The sequence below is a fragment of the Legionella taurinensis genome (genome assembly GCF_900452865.1).
GTDB lineage: Bacteria > Pseudomonadota > Gammaproteobacteria > Legionellales > Legionellaceae > Legionella_C > Legionella_C taurinensis.
The window spans coordinates 1,722,654-1,740,090 of the sequence record NZ_UGOZ01000001.1 but is presented as its reverse complement, the minus strand read 5'-3'; the positions used below and the strand labels follow the sequence as shown (position 1 = coordinate 1,740,090).

Below are 17,437 nucleotides of genomic sequence, written 5' to 3'. Positions count from 1 at the left end.
TCCATACTGCCATTGGTAAGGGAAGCTGGTCAACGCCGTGTTGATTGATTAGCCGGTTAATGAACAGTAAGCCCTTTGTTGATCACAAAATAATACCCAGTACCACACGCCGGCCCTCACTTAAAAGGACATTATAGGTGCGGCAGGCAGCGCCGATGGACATGCACTCCAGAGCCATTCGTTGAGCGGTCAATTGCTGGTAAATGGCCGGTGGAGCAAACTGGCCGGTGACGCCATGGCCGATGAGGATGATTTCCGGCTGGTGTTTAAGCAGCGAAGCCAAGGTGTTATCGCTGAGTTCCTCGATGCGGCGGACAGGCCACTCACTGATGAGTTCATGAGTCGAAACGACCAGGCTTTGCGTGTAGAGGGTGGCATTGATTTGGATTGCCGTGTCGCTGTAGGCTTCAACCGCGTAGGGATCGTGGGCTTCTAAATTAATTTGCATGGTGTTTGACGAATCAATAATTTATACTGTTGGCCAGTATAACACAGGGGGTTGCCAACATGAGCCAGTTTCCGCGTATAAAACGCTTACCACCGTATGTCTTTAACACGATGACTCAGTTAAAGTCGGAGGCGCGGGCGCGCGGAGAAGATGTCATTGATTTTGGCATGGGCAACCCGGATCAGCCGACACCGCAGCACATCGTTGACAAACTCGTCGAAACGGCACAACGCCCTGATACCCACCGTTATTCCATGTCCAAGGGCATCCCGAGGCTTCGCCGCGCCATGGCGAGCTGGTATGAGCGTCATTACGGGGTGATGTTGGACAGCGAAAAGCAGGTTTTAACGACGATCGGTTCCAAAGAAGGGCTTGCACACCTTGCGTTGGCCATCAGCGGCCCCGGGGATACCGTGCTGGTGCCCGATCCCGCTTACCCCATTCATACGTATGGATTTATTATTGCCGGCGCGAATGTGAAGCAGATTCCCCTGATTGATGAACAGCAGTTTCTAGCCGCAGTACAGACCGCCATTGAACAAACCTGGCCCCGCCCCAAGGCACTGGTGATTAATTTTCCAGCTAATCCCAGCACCCATTGCGTGGAGTATGGATTCTTTGAAGAGGTCGTGGCTTTGGGCAAGCGCCACAACATCTGGATCATTCATGATTTGGCGTATGCCGATATTGTGTTTGACGGCTATAAAGCGCCTTCTATCCTGCAGGTTCCCGGCGCCATTGATATCGCCATCGAAACGTATTCCATGTCGAAGTCCTACAACATGCCTGGATGGCGGGTTGGATTTGCCTGTGGCAATGAGGAGCTGGTAGCGGCATTGACCCGCATTAAATCGTATCTGGATTACGGTACCTTCACCCCCATCCAGGTGGCTGCCATTACGGCGCTGGAGGGATCGGATGACTGCGTGGAAGAAATTCGGAGTCTCTATGAGCAACGCCGTAATGTCTTGTGCGACGGTCTCGACGATTTGGGCTGGCCCGTTACTCGTCCGAAAGCCACCATGTTTGTCTGGGCTGAGATCCCTGAATTTTATCGTCACATGGGGTCGCTTGAATTTGCCAAATACCTGCTACAGGAAGCGCATGTGGCCGTCTCTCCGGGCATTGGTTTCGGTGCGCAGGGAGATAATTTTGTCCGCTTCGGCCTGATTGAAAACAACCAGCGCACACGACAGGCTTTACGTAACATCAAAGCCCTGTTCAGACGGGACGGCTACCAGCAGGCAGTTTAACCATGGATGTGATAATCAACAGCACCTGTGAGGAAGTGCCTTCCCGCAGTCTGCCTTTAGCCACTCAGGGGCATTATTTGACGAATGCCCTGGTGGCTTTAGGCTATGAAGCCGCAAGCCCGCCGTTGGCTGATCTCTTGCGGCGATACCACTCATTGGCGGGTGACTGGCTGATTGCTTCCCCCATTCATTGGGAGGCCACGCACAATGATGCGATGATTGTCGCAACCGGGGATGCGCTGGAGCTCGATGATTCGCTGGCAAAAATCTGGTTTGCCGAGGTATCCCAGTTGTTAAAAGAAGACGGTTTCGAGCTTGTTTATCACAGTCCTGACCTTTGGTTGGTCAATCCCGGCAATAAAGCCGCTGCCGAATTTCCTGCGCTTCACACTATGCTTCATCGCTCCATGATGCCGGTATTGCAGACTATGGATAAATCGATGTTCTGGCAAAAGCTGTTGACTGAATTACAGATGTTCATGAGTACACACCCGCTTAATTCTGCCAAAAACAGAGCCATGCCGATCAATGGCTTGTGGTTCTGGGGTGGTGGGACATTGCATGCGAATCACTCCAAACCGCTGATTAGCAACGATGCGGTTTTACTCACCGCTTTCCCGGGATGTCAGCCTCTTCAGGAACAGACACTCCCCACAGACAGCGTGGTTGTGATAGGGACTGATCAGGCCGCTGCTACGGCGCAAGTATTAAAGGCAACCGCCAGGAAAAAACGCACGCAATGGTATTGGAGTAATGTGGCCTATCAATGCAGACGCCTCCCCTGGTGGTTAAGAGTATGGAAGAGATGAGTGATGCGCATTAAACAACGTGAAATACCCGAGGCAATGCCTCAACTCCACTCATTACCGCCTATCCTGCAGCGTATTTATGCCACCCGCGGAGTCACGGATGAAGCGCAACTGGACCGGCGTCTGCAAACCCTGCTGCCGTTCAGTGCCTTGAAAGACATTGATAAAGCCTGCCTGCGCCTTGAACAGGCGCTCCGCGAACAGCAATGCATTTTAATCATTGGCGACTTTGATGCCGACGGTGCCACGTCGACAGCGCTTGCTGTCTCGGCGCTGAAAGCATTTGGCGCCCAGTATGTTGATTTTCTGGTGCCTAATCGGTTTGAATTTGGTTATGGCCTGACGCCTGCCATTGTCGAGGTCGCCAAAAAATGGCAGCCCGATTTGATCATCACGGTCGATAACGGCATTGCCAGTATTGAAGGGGTAGAGGCCGCCAATCGGGCAAACATTGATGTGCTGATTACCGATCATCACTTGCCGGGCGAGCAGTTGCCCAATGCCTGCGCCATTGTGAACCCCAATCAGGCCGGGGATGGGTTTGAGAGTAAATCGATTGCGGGTGTAGGGGTTATTTTTTATGTCATGCTGGCTTTAAGACGTCATCTGGTCAATAGCGGCTGGTTTACTGCTCAGCAGCTGCTCGAACCTAACATGGCGCAATTTCTTGATCTCGTGGCTTTAGGTACTGTCGCGGATGTTGTTGCACTGGATCAGAATAACCGCATTCTGGTTAATCAGGGATTGACACGCATTCGTCAGGGCTTATGCCGACCGGGCATTAAAGCCATGATTACTGTCGCCGGACGCGAGTGTTCCCGCCTGCGTGAGAGTGATCTGGGGTTTGCGGTCGCGCCAAGACTTAACGCGGCCGGTCGGTTGGATGATATGTCGCTGGGTATTTCCTGCCTGTTGTGTGAAGATGAAAAACAGGCCAAAGCCCTTGCCGAGCGACTGGATGAGCTCAACCAGGAGCGCCGCCTGATTGAAGCGGAGATGAAAGAACAGGCGCTGGCTTCGGTGGATGATCTCATTAAAAAGATTGACGGGCAGCGCCTGCCTGTGGCCTTGTGCTTGATGGATAAATTGTGGCATCAAGGGGTCATCGGTATTCTGGCTGGGCGCTTGAAAGAGCGTTACCATCGCCCGGTGATTGCTTTTGCGATGGTCAGTGAAACCGAACTGAAAGGGTCGGCCCGCTCCGTGACGGATTTAAATATCCGGGATGTGCTGGCTGCTGTTGACAAAGACCACCCTGGTTTAATCACCAAATTCGGTGGTCATGCCATGGCCGCGGGTTTAAGTTTACCGGTGCACTCCTTCAGCGCGTTTCAGGCGGCTTTTCTTGCTGAAGTCGAACGGCATTTGGACATCAGCCAGTGCGAAGGGCAATTGTTGACGGACGGTCCTCTGAAAGACACTGAATTCAATCTTGAAACCGCCCACCTGCTGCAACAGGCAGGCCCCTGGGGCCAACAGTTTCCAGAGCCCTGTTTTGATAATGTGTTTGAAATTCTGGATCAGCGCGTCGTTGGGCAAAATCACCTGAAGCTGACTTTCGCACTGCCTGAAACCGGCGGCACTGTCGATGCCATCGCCTTTAATGTCGACCGCAGCCAATGGCCGAACCACCGTGTCCGGGAAGTGCATGCCGCCTATCGTCTGGATATCAATGTCTACCAGGGGCGCACCCGTTTACAGCTGATGATTGAAGCGTTAAATCCAGTGAGTTGATGCCTACCTTCGCAAGCGGCCATGGAGGGATCCAAAGACGGAATAGTAGCCCTTGCCTGCTCAGTCCCAAGCATCCTCATCCGAGTTTCCAATGGATGCCCGCCTGCGCAGGCATCCCATTCAAATCATCATAACGCCGCATCATTTGTCTTCAGCCGCGCGTTTTTAGTGTATAATTTCCGCATTCTTTTTCATGTGATGCCCAAGTTTTGACTAATGCGTTAATTTCTCCTTTGGCGGTCGCTCCGATGATTGATTGGAGCTATACCCATTTTCGCGTGTTGATGCGGCTTATCGCACCGCGGGCGCTGCTTTATACTGACATGCAAACCACCGGTGCTGTGCTGAACAATCCCAAAAAAGCCCTGGGCTTTCACGGCTGTGAATTGCCTTTGGCTCTGCAGTTGGGCGGGTCAGATCAAGAGGCCTTGGTGCAATGCGCCATTTTAGCGGAGGAAAAGGGTTACAGTGAAGTGAACCTGAATTTAGGCTGCCCGAGTGATCGGGTGCAGGCGGGCCGTTTTGGCGCCTGCCTGATGGCAGAACCCGAGCAGGTGGCTCAAAGCATCAAGGCCATGAAGGCGGCGGTTCGTATTCCAGTAACCGCAAAAACCCGCATCGGTATTGATGAGCAGGACAGTTATGATTTTTTTTCAGCCTTCGCTCACCAGTTAATCGATGCCGGATGCGACAAGCTGGTTGTTCACGCCCGCAAAGCCTGGCTTCAGGGTTTAAGTCCTAAGCAAAACCGGACTATTCCTCCCCTGCATTATGATTATGTTTATCGTATCAAGAGGGCATTCCCCGCGCTGCCCGTGGTTATTAACGGCAACATCAACACGGTGGAGGAAGCCCGAGTGCACTGGCAGGCGGTGGACGGCGTAATGCTGGGGCGTCTTGCCTGCAATAATCCTTATGCTTTAGCCGACTTTCATCGCTTCCTGTATCCCGATGTCGCCATTCAAAGCCGCAGTGCCGTGATGGAGAATTATCATCGCTATGCAGTCGAGCAATTCGAAGAGGGCGTGCCGTTGAGCATTCTGCTTAAGCCGGTGCTTAATCTGGCGCACGGGTTGGCAGGAGCAAGGCGTTTTAAAGAGTTGCTGGTTTGCGCGCAGCAGAAAAAAAATCCTGGCTTGGTGGGGGATGCCGTTTTTCTGTTGCAGGCGATGGAAAAAACAAAACAAGGAGAGTGGGTTGAATGAATGCGTTGCTGACCACGATAGTCTTGCTGGTGGGTTCCAATACCTTCATGACCATGGCCTGGTATGGTCATTTGAAACAGCAGAGCAGCAAGCCGCTGATAGTGATTATTATTTTAAGCTGGTTGATCGCCTTTTTTGAATACACACTGATGATCCCCGCTAACCGCATTGGCTTTAACCAGGCTCACTTGAATTTACCGCAGCTTAAAATCATGCAGGAAGTGATTACCCTGTCGGTGTTTTTGCCTTTTGCTGTTTTTTATATGGGGCAGCGGGTGCATTTGAATTTTTTATGGGCCTCGCTCTGTTTGCTGGGAGCTGTGTATTTTATTTTTAAACCCATGGCGTCCTAGATGCTGAGAGAATAACCAATAAGCCAAAAGTCCGGCTGGTAAAGCGGATGAATCACTATATTCATAGTAATTTTCCTCAATTTCTAGTAAATTAAGCGATTTTGATTGCCACGATTATTAAGAGGATTTGCAAGGTCATGCTGAATACGTTGATAAAGAAAATGTTTGGGAGTCGTAACGAGCGGACTCTGCGGCGCATGGAAAAAACCGTCCTCAGCATCAATGCCCTTGAGCCTGCAATGAAGGCTTTGTCCAATGAACAGCTTGCTCTGAAAACAGCGGAGTTCAAACAACGTTTTTCCCAGGGTGAATCACTTGACCAGTTGCTGCCGGAAGCCTTTGCTGTGGTGCGTGAAGTGTCTGTCCGTACCATGGGGCTTCGTCATTTTGATGTACAGCTGATTGGCGGCATGGTTCTGCATGAAGGGAATATCGCTGAAATGCGCACCGGGGAAGGTAAAACCTTGGTCGGTACTTTACCGGCTTATTTAAATGCCATCAGCGGTCGCGGGGTTCATGTGGTTACTGTGAATGATTATCTGGCCAAGCGCGACAGCCAGTGGATGGGACCCATTTACGAATTTTTGGGCTTAACCGTGGGCGTCATTGCACCGGACATGACGCATGCTGCAAAACAGCAGGCTTACCGTGCTGACATAGTCTTTGGTACCAATAACGAATTTGGTTTTGATTACCTGCGCGACAACATGGCTTTCAGCTTAAGCGACAAGGTGCAGCGCGAATTGAATTTTGCCATCGTCGATGAGGTGGATTCCATTCTGATTGATGAGGCGAGAACACCGCTCATCATTTCCGGTGCGGCGGAAGGAAGCTCTGAGCTGTACATGAAAGTCAACAAACTGATTCCTCAATTGAGAAAGCAGGAAGAAGAAGGGGATGGCGGCGATTACACGGTGGACGAAAAGCAGAAGCAGGCGCACCTCACCGAAGCCGGGCATCAGCATATCGAAGAACTGTTGATGAAAGAAGGCCTGCTGGATGAAGGCGAAAGTTTATACCACGCCAGCAATATCATCCTCATGCACCATGTCAATGCGGCGTTGAAAGCGCATGCCATGTTCCATCGCGATGTGGACTACATTGTCAAAGATGGCCAGGTGGTGATTGTTGACGAACACACTGGCCGTACCATGTCGGGTCGACGCTGGTCAGAAGGCCTGCATCAGGCCATTGAAGCTAAAGAGCTGGTGCCCATTCAGCATGAAAACCAGACGCTGGCATCCATTACGTTCCAGAACTATTTCCGACTGTACGACAAGCTGGCGGGGATGACCGGAACGGCGGATACCGAAGCCTATGAATTCCAGCAGATTTACAATCTTGAAGTGGTGGTTATTCCGACTAACAAGCCCATGCGCCGTCAGGATCAGGCCGATCTCATCTACCTGGGCCTTGAAGACAAATACCAGGCCATCATCGACGACGTGAAAGACTGCATGGCGCGCAAACAGCCTGTTCTTGTGGGAACGGCTTCCATTGAAGCATCCGAATTATTAAGCCAGTTAATGAAGAAAGCGGGCATTAAACATCAGGTGTTGAATGCCAAATTCCATGAAAAGGAAGCACAGATTATTGCAGAGGCAGGGCGCCCCGGTGCAGTCACCATTGCCACCAACATGGCAGGACGAGGAACCGACATCGTTCTGGGCGGCAGCCTTGCAGCGGAGCTGGCCATGTTGCCTGAAGGGGCTTCTGAAGCTGAGCGTCAGGCCATTAAAGACGATTGGCAAACACGTCATGATGACGTGATTAAGGCAGGGGGGCTGCGCATTATCGGTTCTGAACGCCATGAATCCCGTCGTATCGATAACCAGTTACGAGGCCGTGCCGGCCGTCAGGGCGACCCCGGCAGCAGCCGATTCTATTTATCGCTCGATGACAATTTAATGCGTATTTTCGCTTCCGAACGGGTCATTAACATGATGCGTCGTTTAGGCATGAAACCGGGAGAGCCGATTGAGCATAACTTGGTCACCAAAGCGATTGAAAACGCGCAGCGTAAACTCGAAGGCCATCATTTTGATGTCCGTAAACAGCTGTTGGATTATGACAACGTTGCCAACAACCAACGGCGGGTGATTTACACTCAACGCGCGGCCATCATGGCCATGACCGATCCGAAGGAAGTGGTTGATGCCATGCGCGAAGAAGTCATTTTTACCCTGGTGGATAATTTTATTCCCCCGCAAAGTCTCGAAGATCAATGGAATCTGGATGGGTTGTCCAAAACCCTGTATGAAGATTTTCAGGTCAGAGCCGATGTGGCGGACTGGGTGGACAACGATCATACCCTGCAACCGGAGCAGATTAAAGAACGTGTCTTTAACTTATGCTATGAACGCTACCAGGAGAAGGAGAAACAGGCTGGCCGTGAAGTGCTGGCGCAGTTTGAGAAGTCGGTTATTCTCCAGACCATGGATAATCATTGGCGTGAGCATTTAGCGTCCATGGATCATTTGCGTCAGGGCATTCATTTACGCGGCTACGCGCAGAAAGATCCTAAACAGGAGTATAAACGCGAAGCCTTTGCTCTGTTTACCATGATGCTTGATACCCTCAAATACGAAATCATCCGCTTGTTGACCTCGGTGCAGGTCCAAACGGAAGAGGACGTCCAGGCCATTGAAGATCAGCGTCGTTCCGAGCAGGTCCAGAACGTGCAGTTACTGCGTCAGAGCGAAGAGGACGGCGAGGAGACGGCGGAAGGCATGGAAGACCATACGCCTTATCGCCGTGAAGGACAAAAAATAGGACGCAATGATCCTTGCCCCTGCGGTTCTGGTAAGAAATACAAGAGCTGCCACGGAAGTCTGGTGTGAAAGTCGCTGTTGCCGTTATAGTAGACAAAAACCAGCGTATTCTGATTACCCGCCGTCCCGCCCATGCCAGCCATGGGGGGATGTGGGAATTCCCCGGTGGTAAGCTTGAAGAAGGCGAGGCGGCCGATCAAGCCTTGACTCGTGAAATTGATGAAGAAGTGGGCATTCAAATCAACAAGTCCACATTCCTCGGCGAAATCAATCACCAATATCCCCATAGAACAGTGACGCTGGTTGTTTTTTTGGTGGACGAATTCACCGGTCGCGCGACCTGCCGCGAAAACCAAATGGGCTTGTGTTGGGTACCCTTTGAGCAGCTCTCCGATTATTCATTTCCTGAAGCCAATTATAAAATTGTGCAATTGCTAAAGGCGCATGCCTCTTTTTCCGCTGAACACTCGCTATAAATTAGATTCACGCGCGAAATTCCGCGCGCCCAAAATTCATAAGTTGTTCAATTCCTGTTTTCAATGGTGTTAATAATCCCTTAATTCAAGGCCGGTATACTGGCAGGAAATGACCAGATGAGTGAATTATGACTAAAAAAGTAGCATTTGTGGATATTGATGGCTGTATTCTTCATGGGAACAGGTTAAATCAAGCCCTGGTTGAACAACTTCGTGAGTATGATGAAGTCATTCTATTTACGCAACGAAGCGTCTATCTTCAAATGGCACAAATCCCACGTAAATACCAATTATCTGGCGTGGAAGAAGGTGATCTTGTTAATACGCCCGATGTGGTTGATGAGCTTGGGAAGGTGCTGGGAAAACGCATCCGAGTATCGACCTCCATTGACCCATACTATAAAAATGGCAAGCCGATGCAATACTTTGATGATGTGCTGAAAGGCTTTGAAGACGAATTAAAAAAGGCAGCCGGCTCAGTAAAACAGGGAGAAGAGTTCAAGTTACCGGCTCCTTTAGTGGAACAATATAACGAAGAAATCACCTTGGTTTGGGATGGTGTTGAAAAAACCGATTCTATGAAAAAAGAAGACCCTGCCTCCTTTTATCCGCAAGGCAAAGTAGCGCAATTTGATCATTTAAGACGGGAACTCTTTGGGATGCTGGAAACGGATGATTTGGAAATTACCTATTTTGACGACAGCCTGCATAATCTTTACGAGGTGGCCCAAGAAACCAAAGATAATAAGAATCCTCCCCAATGCATGGTCGTACAAGAAGCGTATATTGGCACTCTGAATCAATGGCAAGTCGATTACCCTAATACAAAGAGCGTCAATGAACAAATAAAGAGCGAACTGCAAGAGACTTCTTTAGCGAAATTATGCAACTACGTGGTGCTTCGTGAAGGGGAACGTCGATTGTCCCACAGCGAATACAATGGCTCCTGGGCTCGATTGTTCGCGTGGGATTCTCGCGCTGCAACCGTCAAAATTAGTGCCGCAAAAAAAGCAATAAAAATTTTGCAGGGTTGTGATGACGCCAAAAATGTTCTTAATGACAATGAACTCGCCGCGTTGCAACAAGGCCGATTAAAAGACAGAATTGGCGACGACTTGCAGTTCGTTAAGGAATTTTGTAAGCGGCACAACGACCACAAAGTGGTTATCATTCATTAATCATCTTTTTCCGCGCTACTTCAGACTCTTTGTGGTGGCGCGGTTTCCGCTTGTTACTCCTAACAATCTGGCCCAATTCATGCTTTGATTCTTCATCGGACAGCCTTAAACGGTAGTGGAGGGATTTCATTATCATGAAAAAAGCACTTGTTACGGGAGGAATGGGCTTTATCGGCAATCATCTCGCTCGCCGGCTGCTTAAGGCAGGGGTTGAGGTCATCATTCTTGATAAAAACATCGACAAGCCAGGGTATTATGACGTGCGTGATGCGTTGATTATCGAGGGCGATGTGTTGTCAAAAGCGCTGTTGCATGATCTGCTCAACGAGGTCGATGCCTGTTTTCATCTGGCTGCCCTGGCGTCCATTGCCCTGTGCGAGCGGGATTGGCTCTTCAGCCATGCCGTGAATGCATTGGCGTTTAATTATCTGCTCGATGAAATCAGGCTGCGAGATAAACGTCCCAAACTGGTCTATGCCTCCTCGGCGGCGGTGTATGGCGACTCAAGGACCCTGCCTCTGGAAGAAAAAGAGCCGCCTCATCCTGTTTCCAATTACGGCTGCGACAAACTTTGCAATGAAATGTATGCAGGAATGATGTCACGAATGGCCGGCGTTTCTTCCATTGGGCTGCGATTTTTCAATGTGTACGGCCCTGGTCAATCCGCCACCAATCCCTACAGCGGTGTCATAAGTCACTTCAAACAGGCGATTTTGACACACCAAAACCTGACCATTTATGGTGATGGCCAGCAAACGCGCGATTTTATTTACATCGATGACGTGGTGGATGCGTTAATAAAAGCCGCCAGTGTCGATTGTTCAGAGGCTTTCGTATTTAATATCTGCAGCGGAGAGGCAATAACTATTGAATCCTTAGCCTGGCTAATGCTTAAATTAACTCATTCACAGGCTGAAATTGACTACTTGCCTGCCCGCGGCGGCGATTTAATACACTCCCTGGGTAAAACGGAACTGGCGCAAATGCAACTGGGGTTTAAGGCAAAAACGCCCATTGAGGATGGTTTAAAGCGATTTTTAAACGATTCCTGCTAAAAAAAGGATAACAACATGGCGCAGGATAATAACGGGTATCTGATTACCCGCCAATTGACAGCGAAAACACTGCCCGACGGGATTATTCCCATTGAAAGCATCAATCAGCTGCCACCTCAGGGCTGTCTTTTTGTCCTTATTGATTTCAATGACGGCTATACTCTGAGTGTGATCCACGACATCAGACAGAAGGAAAATTACCAGCTGTCCCCTGTTTTTTATACCGGTACGCCGCCTGAGCATGCCGAGCAGCTTCTGGATGGGGCTTTTACCGACGATCTGTTTTCTCGGGCCAAAGCCATTCAGGATAAAATCCAGTTAGTTAAAGCCGTCCATAAAGAAAAAATCAGCGATTTCGAGCAATTAATATGCAGTTACCTGTTCGTGAGAGAAGAGTACATTCTGAGAGGTTTTCTGGATTATCGCTCACCTTCCGGCTTCCAATACCCCTTGCTGGATATTCTTGGATTTCATGAAGATGCTCAGCACTATTGGTACATGCTGCAGGGGATGGAGTCACGAAAACTCCTAAAGCATGAGACTTTAATTGATGAAATCCAGACCTGCCCGCATTGCCGATCCGGTTTGCTAAACTTTAAAAATTGCTGTCCCAATTGCCAGTCTGTCCATATTGCTGTGCAATCATTCATTCATTGTTTTTCCTGTGGAAATGTCGGTCCGTTGTCTGAATTTCTTCACCACGAAGAATTGGTCTGCAGCCGCTGCCATGTGAAACTCCGGCACATCGGCATCGATTATGACAAGCCGATGGAGGATAAGATTTGCCAGGATTGTCAACATGCTTTCTTTGAGGCCGCGGTCAATGCCGTTTGCATGGTTTGTGAGAAACTCTCTGATCCTGGTGATTTGCAGGCGAAACGCCTGTATGAATACCGGCTCGCGCGACGCGGGGAGTCTCTTGCCAAGGGGCTTGATCAGCATTTGATTGTTGAACTGGGCCAGTTTTTGAAGCTCATTGATTTAAGTATTTTTATGATGGTTGTCAAATGGCAAACCATTCTTGCCCGACGATATGATCAATTAATTTATAGCCTCTTTGCCCTAAAAGTAACCAACGAAGAGGAGTTAGTCAACACGCTTGGGATGTTTAAAACAGAAAAACTGTTGATGGAGTTTTTCGAGCGGGTGAGGACTTTATTAAGGGACAGTGATTTGGTGACGCGTGACAATAAAACCGTCATTTTCTTTTTACCCATGACCCCACAGCAGGGTTGCGACATTATCCATGAGCGCATCAGGGCGTTTGCTGAAATTCAGTCTGAAAATAAAATTAATATCAGTGTGGGCATGATGTCGTCCTGGGATGTGATAAAAAATGACATCGGGTCGGATTTGCTGCTGGCGGAATTGTATAACCGGATCAACAGCAATGAATGATTTTCTCTATGGACTGGCCTACTACTTTACCAGCCTGTTTTCCATGGGAAACATCAAAAGCTTCCTGTTTATTTTTTTCCCATTTGTATTTTTACTTGAGTTGCCATTTTATGTGTTGACGATACTTTACAGTATTCGGGGCTGGATTAACCTGCATTTTAAGGGCGAGTTCGCCAGGGGCTATTATCCCATTGTCACCATTGTCATTACAGCTTACAACGAAACCTATGAAGAAATCCTGACCACGATGCGTGCGGTAGGCGAGCAAATCTATCCGGGTAAAATCGAAACAATGATCATTGTCGATAATGCCGTCAAGAATATAAAAACAGCGCAATATGCCAAACAATTGGCCTTGCAGTATGGGAAGTTGCCTAATCGTTTTTTCACAGTCATTGAACGCCAGACTCGTGGCGGCCACGCCAGCTCCATGAATTTAGGTCTTAAACTGGCCAAGGGTGAAGTATTGATTATGCTGGATGCAGATACGTCCATTGATAATCAGACGGTAGCCAAGGCTGCGGCTCATTTTATTGATCCGAACGTCATTGCGGTTTCCGGGGCAGTCCGGGTGAGAAATTACAAAGACTCCATCCTGACAAGGCTTCAGGCCATTGAGTACATGATCGGTATTCAGCTTGGCCGTTTCGGCTTAACCGAATTAAATGTAACCAATAATATTTCCGGTGCTTTTGGTGTTTTCCGCACTGGGTTTTTAAAGCAGATTGGCGGCTGGTTAAATGGCACCGCGGAAGATCTGGATTTAACCTTGCGCCTGCACGTTTACGTCAGCCGGTATTCCCATTTAAAAATAGTCCATGAACCTTTCGCCATTGCCTGGACGGCGGCGCCTGTCAAATTAAAAACCCTGCTGAAGCAACGCTTACGCTGGGATGGGGATTTGTATTATATTTACGTGAGGCGGCATTGGCGTAAATTCAGCCCGGCACTGATGAATCGCATGAAAATGTTCTTCTTTAGCTGGTATGGCCTGTATTACCAATTGGTGCTGCCGTTTATCGTTCTGCTTTACAGCATTCTATTATTTCTGCAATATAGCCTGACGGTGGTTGTCGCTGTTAACATCCTGGTTTACTGTTATTATTTGCTGACCGGAATAGTGATGTATGTGTTATTTTTACTGTTGGTCTCGGAAAGGCCGCGGCAGGATGCCAAAATGATAGGCTGGGTGCTATTAATGCCCATTTATCAGCAGTTCATGCGTTACATGGCGACCATTTTTATTTTAAATGAAATCATTTTTAAAGGACATAAGGATTCTTCAATGGCCCCCTGGTGGGTTATAAAGAGAACCAAATAAAAGTCGGGTGATATGGGAATTCACTTTCGTAAAAAAGCGCCGTCAGAACAATTGCCAGTCCAGTATGGCGAGGGGATCCGTACGCCTCCCAAGATGCGCTGGATTCTTCTGGTACTTATTTTAAGTATTCCTTTGGCTATTTTGTTGTATCAATTAATTAATGAATACGTTTTTATCCGTTTTTCAGGATTGATAGCTTACGACACCATCATTATCCGTGCGCCTGATGAAGGTTACATTGAAAATCTGAATGTGCAACCGGGACAAAAGGTCAGGAAAGGCGAGATGATTTTAAAATTCATTTCACCGGAAACCCTGACCAAACTGCAGTACCTGGAGAAGGAAAAAGAACGCATCACCGACCTGATGAACTCCTTGGGCGATCAAACGCCAGACAATTTGGAAAATTTACTGGACGTCGCTAAAAAAGACATCGATTCCAGTAAAGCGGTCTACGAGCGCTTTGTAAAATACGTCAATAAGGGGGATATGGCAGAGCTGCAATTGGAAGAAGCCCGGAAAAACTGGGTAAACGCGCAGAGAAATTATGCCGCGCTTGAACAGCAGATTCAGGAAGCGAAGCTGCAGTCCAAAACGCTCCTTGAGGTCAATTACAAACGCAAGATTTTAGAAATTGAAAGCAATATTGCGGAAGTGAAAGATAAAATAGCTCATTTTTCTATCCTGGCCCCTCAACCGGGCACCATCATGAGCATTTCAACCCATCAGGATGAGTACGTGTCTGCCGGGCAAAATTTAATGACCATTGTTACTGAACGGAATATGCGCATCATTGCTTTCATTGATCCAAAATACGCCGAAGAAGTGTATCAGAACAAACAGGTCACCATCACTTTCCCTGGCAATGAGAAAATCGAAGGGCGCATCATTAACACACCCAGTTACGCGGAGAAAGTGCCTCTGTCGCAGATTAATCCGTTAGCTACCCGCGAGAATAAATTGATTGCCATTATTCGTCCCGATGAGGCGATCCCCCAAATATATCAGGTCTTTGGTATACCCGTTACCATCGAATTAGAATAAAATAATCAACTTTGTTAATTTGTAAACAATCATTGAGTGGATTATGACCGTTTTATCGTTAAAAATACTTGCTGCGCAATCACTGAGAAACAACCACCCTGAAAAATTATTGGCTCTGTATGACAAAGCAATTGATCCCGGCATTGAGCAAACCTACATTACTCCTCAGATTGATGCGTTAATCAGGAAAGAAAAATCACACTATGAACGTGAGGTAGAGGCCAGGAAAGACGCAGTGAAAGACACGACGTCGCAGGTGACAAGCAGCCGCTTTTTCCATAAAGTGTCGGCCTGTACCAGCATGACGCTCTCCACTGGCGTTCATGTGGCAACCTATTATATTCTGGGTGCGGCGGAGGTCGATGCGGACATCCGCATGCTGTGGTTGGCTTTAACGCCAGTCTCCACACTGGTTGGAATGGCCACGGGAGTGTTTTGCATTTACCCGTTTGCCCGCGGCATCGTGGGTTGCATGACGCCCTCAGTCTCTTCTGAAAGAACCATTGATCTTGAACAGGTTGTTCGTCAGGGACGTTAACAGACCCCGTTTAAACGCTGGCCTGGGTGCATGGCTCAATGAATAGCCAAATTCAATCATGAGTGCCGTTCATTGAGCAACGACAGAAGAGAGCCTAACAGTATAATACTGACACCCATCATTTGCATGAGGCTAACCTGTTCACCCAAGAGCAGGATGCCGAAGATCACCACAAACACAGGCTCAAGAACTGACAAAATGGAGGCCTGGGTGGAACTAATCAGTTTTAAACCATTTAGCAGCAGAAGAATGGGCAGGGCCGTGCACAGGATGCCGATGCCCAAAATATTAGCCCAAACCGACCAACTTGCAGGCCAGGTGAAGGATCGATCAAGCAGGGCTGTAATCAATGAAATGACCATGCATCCCAGGCATAACACCAGGGTCGAGGGCAGCGGTGATACACGGCTTTTCTTACTGGCCAAAATATAAAACGCATAAAGCAGGGCAGACAGAATGCTTAAAATAAGGCCAATTGGATTGAAATGAAACTGTCCGCCCTGCACCAAAAACACCATGCCGCTGAAAATAATCAGCAAGGATATGCAATAAATGAGGTTGAAGGGGAGCTGGTAGACGAGCTTGTTGATTAACATGACTAAGGCGGGGTAAGTAAAAAACACGACCATAGCTAACCCGGAACCGATGTAGTTTGCCGCGATAAAATACAGGATGGAGCAGGCGCCATAGAAAAAAATCCCATGACTTAGAATCGTTAAAAAATCCCTGCGCGTTAATTTTAACCCATCCCTTTGCCAAAGCATGATCAAGGCAATGAATAACCCAGCCACCATGAATCGCCAGAATAACATGGTATAAACGGAAATATGCTCATGAATCACAGTAATGCCAAAATAACCGATTAAGCCAAAAAATAATCCGGATAACAGGCAATAAAGAACGCCTTTCGATCGTGAAAACAAATAAAAACCCCTGGGCAAATCATATCATTGCCCAAATCATATATGGCTTAGATTGTCAGCGCAAATATCCCCACCGTCGCAAGGATTATATCTGGCAAATGCCTAAGTCCAATCGGGCATGGGTTTCACGAATTTCCCTCATGGTGGACGCTTCACACAGGCGAAGACTTAACCCATGATGACCCAGCTGCATGCGCGGGACAATGCCAAAGGTTTTGTCGATGCGCAAAAGAATAAGATGACAGGAGGTTTTCGGCGGTAAAGCACGTTGGTAAAAGCCGCTGAATAAGTCGATTTCATCGAATTGGGCGGTGTCGCGCAGTAAGCGCAGGTAAATGGTGACCGTCGCCTGCAGGGTGCGCAGGTGGTTTAACCAGATGGCTAAATCGCGTTGTCTCTCGCCGGGATTGGATTCCAGCCAGAGAAGCAATTGCGGAGAATACATTTCGCAATCATTGCTTTGGGTTGGCTGTGTCAGGCGAATCGATTGTAAAAACGGATTCTGATGAATGCCTTCGCCAAACAGGCCGGCCGTGTGAGTTAAGGATTGAATTTGAGTATAAAGATTATCGTAAAGCTCGCTCGCAATGATGGTATTGGATTTGTTAATCGAATGCTCTATGCGCATTAACTCTTTAAGGAAACGGCTTTTTAATTCCGGTTTTTCGATCAGTTTAATGATTTCAATGATGTTTTTTAACGCGTAATGATGGATGACCGGATGAGTTTCCTGACAGGCTTGATCAATGGTTTGATAAAGGCATTCAAGGCGCAAGGCAATTTTTGGCAAAAAGTGGGTTGCCAGTTGAAAGGTGATCGTATCTTGAGGCATAAAAAATTGCTATCCTTAGCCAACGTTTAAACAGTTTTTTTGTACTTGAAATATTAAAGTATACAAACCGGTCTTTACAAGAGTTTTTAAAAATAATCA

General features: G+C 48.2%; 16 protein-coding genes. 13 read left to right on the top strand and 3 right to left on the bottom strand.

Annotated elements, in window-relative coordinates; all coding sequences use genetic code 11:
• Nucleotides 1-82: 82 nt before the first annotated feature.
• Complete coding sequence (locus tag DYE45_RS08120; RefSeq protein ID WP_108293764.1) at nucleotides 83-448, bottom strand: Mth938-like domain-containing protein; 366 nt, start codon at nucleotides 446-448, stop codon at nucleotides 83-85.
• 59 nt (nucleotides 449-507) lie between these two features.
• Between DYE45_RS08120 and alaC the strand changes: the two genes are divergently transcribed.
• The 13 genes from alaC to DYE45_RS08055 all read left to right on the top strand — a co-directional run bounded on the left by alaC (nucleotide 508) and on the right by DYE45_RS08055 (nucleotide 15,583).
• A complete protein-coding gene (alaC, locus tag DYE45_RS08115) occupies nucleotides 508-1,701 on the top strand; it encodes an alanine transaminase (RefSeq protein ID WP_108293762.1) in 1,194 nt (397 codons plus the stop codon).
• Between the two features lie 2 nt (nucleotides 1,702-1,703).
• Nucleotides 1,704-2,510 carry a hypothetical protein gene (locus DYE45_RS08110; RefSeq protein ID WP_115300740.1) on the top strand — a complete coding sequence of 269 codons (807 nt, stop codon included), beginning with the start codon at nucleotides 1,704-1,706 and terminating at the stop codon, nucleotides 2,508-2,510.
• Nucleotides 2,511-2,513: 3 nt separating this feature from the next.
• Nucleotides 2,514-4,244, top strand: a complete 1,731-nt coding sequence (recJ, locus tag DYE45_RS08105; protein WP_108293930.1) for a single-stranded-DNA-specific exonuclease RecJ — start codon at nucleotides 2,514-2,516, stop codon at nucleotides 4,242-4,244.
• Between the two features lie 209 nt (nucleotides 4,245-4,453).
• The gene (gene dusA / locus DYE45_RS08100) at nucleotides 4,454-5,449 is read left to right on the top strand and encodes a tRNA dihydrouridine(20/20a) synthase DusA (protein WP_108293758.1); all 996 of its coding nucleotides are present in this window, start codon (nucleotides 4,454-4,456) and stop codon (nucleotides 5,447-5,449) included.
• Nucleotides 5,446-5,802, top strand: a complete 357-nt coding sequence (locus tag DYE45_RS08095; RefSeq protein ID WP_108293756.1) for a DMT family protein — start codon at nucleotides 5,446-5,448, stop codon at nucleotides 5,800-5,802. Before dusA ends, DYE45_RS08095 begins: the two co-directional genes overlap by 4 nt.
• Nucleotides 5,803-5,939: 137 nt before the next feature.
• Nucleotides 5,940-8,642, top strand: a complete 2,703-nt coding sequence (gene secA, locus DYE45_RS08090) for a preprotein translocase subunit SecA (RefSeq protein ID WP_108293754.1) — start codon at nucleotides 5,940-5,942, stop codon at nucleotides 8,640-8,642.
• Nucleotides 8,639-9,049 carry an 8-oxo-dGTP diphosphatase MutT gene (gene mutT / locus DYE45_RS08085; protein ID WP_108293752.1) on the top strand — a complete coding sequence of 137 codons (411 nt, stop codon included), beginning with the start codon at nucleotides 8,639-8,641 and terminating at the stop codon, nucleotides 9,047-9,049. Before secA ends, mutT begins: the two co-directional genes overlap by 4 nt.
• Nucleotides 9,050-9,177: 128 nt before the next feature.
• Entirely contained in the window at nucleotides 9,178-10,227 is a 1,050-nt protein-coding gene (locus DYE45_RS08080) for a hypothetical protein (protein ID WP_115300739.1), read from the top strand.
• 134 nt (nucleotides 10,228-10,361) lie between these two features.
• Nucleotides 10,362-11,282 carry an NAD-dependent epimerase/dehydratase family protein gene (locus DYE45_RS08075; protein WP_115300738.1) on the top strand — a complete coding sequence of 307 codons (921 nt, stop codon included), beginning with the start codon at nucleotides 10,362-10,364 and terminating at the stop codon, nucleotides 11,280-11,282.
• Between the two features lie 15 nt (nucleotides 11,283-11,297).
• Nucleotides 11,298-12,680 carry a TackOD1 domain-containing metal-binding protein gene (locus DYE45_RS08070; RefSeq protein ID WP_115300737.1) on the top strand — a complete coding sequence of 461 codons (1,383 nt, stop codon included), beginning with the start codon at nucleotides 11,298-11,300 and terminating at the stop codon, nucleotides 12,678-12,680.
• Nucleotides 12,673-14,001 (top strand): glycosyltransferase family 2 protein, encoded by a 1,329-nt coding sequence (locus DYE45_RS08065; RefSeq protein WP_242602719.1) that lies wholly within the window; start codon nucleotides 12,673-12,675, stop codon nucleotides 13,999-14,001. Before DYE45_RS08070 ends, DYE45_RS08065 begins: the two co-directional genes overlap by 8 nt.
• A gap of 12 nt (nucleotides 14,002-14,013) precedes the next feature.
• Nucleotides 14,014-15,045: an HlyD family secretion protein gene (locus tag DYE45_RS08060; RefSeq protein ID WP_108293744.1), complete on the top strand. Its 1,032-nt coding sequence runs from the start codon at nucleotides 14,014-14,016 to the stop codon at nucleotides 15,043-15,045.
• A 43-nt stretch (nucleotides 15,046-15,088) separates the two neighbouring features.
• Nucleotides 15,089-15,583, top strand: coding sequence for a hypothetical protein (locus tag DYE45_RS08055; protein ID WP_115300736.1), 495 nt, complete (start codon nucleotides 15,089-15,091; stop codon nucleotides 15,581-15,583).
• 56 nt (nucleotides 15,584-15,639) lie between these two features.
• Here the strand turns inward: DYE45_RS08055 and DYE45_RS08050 are convergent, their stop codons facing one another.
• Together DYE45_RS08050 and zapD are read right to left on the bottom strand one after the other, a co-directional pair.
• Nucleotides 15,640-16,506 (bottom strand): DMT family transporter, encoded by an 867-nt coding sequence (locus tag DYE45_RS08050; RefSeq protein WP_160160702.1) that lies wholly within the window; start codon nucleotides 16,504-16,506, stop codon nucleotides 15,640-15,642.
• 85 nt (nucleotides 16,507-16,591) lie between these two features.
• The gene (gene zapD, locus DYE45_RS08045) at nucleotides 16,592-17,338 is read right to left on the bottom strand and encodes a cell division protein ZapD (RefSeq protein ID WP_108293738.1); all 747 of its coding nucleotides are present in this window, start codon (nucleotides 17,336-17,338) and stop codon (nucleotides 16,592-16,594) included.
• Nucleotides 17,339-17,437: the final 99 nt, after the last annotated feature.